Annotated in this window: 3 protein-coding genes; 1 reads left to right on the top strand and 2 read right to left on the bottom strand. The window is 58.5% G+C overall.

All coding sequences use genetic code 11. From position 1 onward, the window contains the following. The first annotated feature begins 145 nt into the window (after positions 1-145). On the top strand, positions 146-811 hold the full coding sequence (locus tag EN964_RS32450; RefSeq protein WP_127272212.1) for a hypothetical protein: 666 nt from the start codon (positions 146-148) through the stop codon (positions 809-811). A gap of 350 nt (positions 812-1,161) precedes the next feature. Here EN964_RS32450 and EN964_RS32445 read toward each other — a convergent pair whose 3' ends face one another. Further along, the gene (locus tag EN964_RS32445) at positions 1,162-1,374 is read right to left on the bottom strand and encodes an AlpA family transcriptional regulator (RefSeq protein ID WP_127269046.1); all 213 of its coding nucleotides are present in this window, start codon (positions 1,372-1,374) and stop codon (positions 1,162-1,164) included. A 597-nt stretch (positions 1,375-1,971) separates the two neighbouring features. After that, positions 1,972-2,170: hypothetical protein (locus EN964_RS38205; RefSeq protein ID WP_206528793.1), on the bottom strand; the 199-nt coding region annotated here is incomplete at its 5' end.

Genomic DNA, 2,170 nt, shown 5'->3' with positions numbered 1-2,170 from the left:
CCCGAAAATCGCAAGCCTTTTCGGAAAACGTTGACAATGGCTTTCTAAAAACAGACAATCCTTTCGTTTTTAGAAAGCGGCCGCACCGAGTGCGCGAACACTCGATGCGGCCTCACCAAAACCCCAGCTGTTAGGAGCTCGGATAATGGCTGATTCCGACAGTAGCATGAGTTCGTTTTTCGTCACCCGGCGGCGCTTGCTGGCGGGCACGGCTACGGCCGCGGCGGCGTGGCCCTTCCAGGTAAAGTCGCGAGCCGCCGAACTGACGGACGGCAGCAGCGCGGCTGATCCTGCTCTTCGTCTGTGTGGCGACTGGCAAAAGATCCATGATGAGACACTGACGCTGTGTCACGAACAGCAGCAGTTGGAGACACACCTCGCCAGGACCGTCGGCTTTCCCTGCGCCGAGGTGCGACTTGCCGATGGTACGAACGTGACGCTCCATTCCATCGAGAGCCTGAACGATGCCTACTCTCCTGAAAATGAAGTCGAATTGGGCAGGGCGCTTGCAGATTTCGCGGCACACCAGGCGCGCTGGGACGCTGCTGATGCTGAGATCGGCTATTCGAGAACAGACGAACTGATCCGGCAATCGGAAACAGCCGAAAGCGCACTTCTGGAGGATCTACCGCAGACAGTGGCCACGTCCATCGAAGGCATTTTGGCCAAGCTCGAGGTCATCCTGCGTGACGGTGAGCACTGGGAACATCCAGACGATTTCCCCTGGCCGCATATCCGATCGGTGTTGGATGACCTCGCCCGCCACACCATAAATATCGATCCGGCGACGATCGCCGGATCGATCGGGTAATCGATAGCTGACGGCTCTTATAGGCGGAGAGGAAGCTGTCTGCCTCAAGGGAAGCCTGATCGATCGCCGGCGTCACGGCCGCTCCGCTGAACGCTTGCTCTGTCAGCCTGAGGGGCGGCCACCGATTCGGCGCGGGCTCTGAAAGGAGATAAGCGGCCAGTTCTGGGCGGTTCGACCCAAAGTTGACTTGGTTGAGCGTGAGGCCGACCATCGTTTCTGGTTTGCCGTGTTCGTTCGCCTCGGCGACGCTTGTAATGGACATGGCCCACTGGGCTCAAGCAATAGCCTCGCCGCCGTGACCGCTGCGTCTCGATGAAGCCCAGTTTTCCGCGCAGTGTGCATCACCCTCATCACGCCTTGTCGCCCTGGTCTTGTGGACGCCACGAAACGGGATTGGAGATCCAGCGACTGATATCGGATTCATGCCAGCCTGCACCGGGGATACTGATCTGAATCTGGCGTGGGAAGGTGCCTTTGGCGATCTTGCGATAGATCGTGGATCGGGACAGACCGGTCCGGGAAAGAACGGTTTTCAGGCGGATGATACGATCTGGTTCAAGCATGGTCGCGCTGCCTTCTGTTGGCTGTTCTTGATTGCTCCTGATCCAGAGAGGACAGACACTTACGGGCGTGCAAGAGGTTTTCCGCCGACGTCGTACCCCGGCCTAGAGACGGCGGCAAATGGGATGGGTTTAGAGTCCAATGCCACGGCCCCGCCCAAGCTCGATACCGTGATTGAAGGCGTTCTAAGTCCGAAACGAAGGCCTGAGACCGAAGAATCCGTGCCCTGAGACAGTCCATACGCGCCCCGAGTCCAGTTTGCCTGGGGTTCCTGGAAGCTTTTCGAACTTTCTGGGTCACTCCACAGCCCAAATTGCGGGTGCTCATGGACAAAGTGGGATACTAGTTTCGGCTTTTCCATGCCTTTGCAGGGATCGACCCCAGTGGCACGTTGCGCCCGATAGCGCGACGGCATGACTTCCAAGTGTGAACGGCAGCTTGGCGCCCAACCCCCGACGCTAGGATCTCTCTCAGTACCGCTCAAAAAGCGCACATTCCGAGTTCTCAGGGGCAGCTCGATCCAGTGGCGGACGTTCGATGTGAGCTTCCTGGCGGTAACGGCCGTCCATGTCGACGGCCAAAGCTAGTGCAGGAACACACTAGACCTGCTGGGGCCTGTGTTCTACTCGCCGCCGATCGGCCGATTGCAGGGCAGAGATGCAGCGTTCCAGCCGTTGAAGCCGCGATTTGCTGGAATGAATGTGGTAGCCGAGCTCGGTAAGCCTTCTTGGCTTGGCAGCCCCTGTCTGGGTAAGTAGCTCAGTTTCCAGTCGGACGATCTGTTCCCTGAGCATTTGG

Source organism: Mesorhizobium sp. M7A.F.Ca.CA.001.10.2.1 (assembly GCF_003998575.1).
Taxonomy (GTDB): Bacteria; Pseudomonadota; Alphaproteobacteria; order Rhizobiales; family Rhizobiaceae; genus Mesorhizobium.
This window is presented reverse-complemented; position numbering and strand designations above follow the sequence as displayed.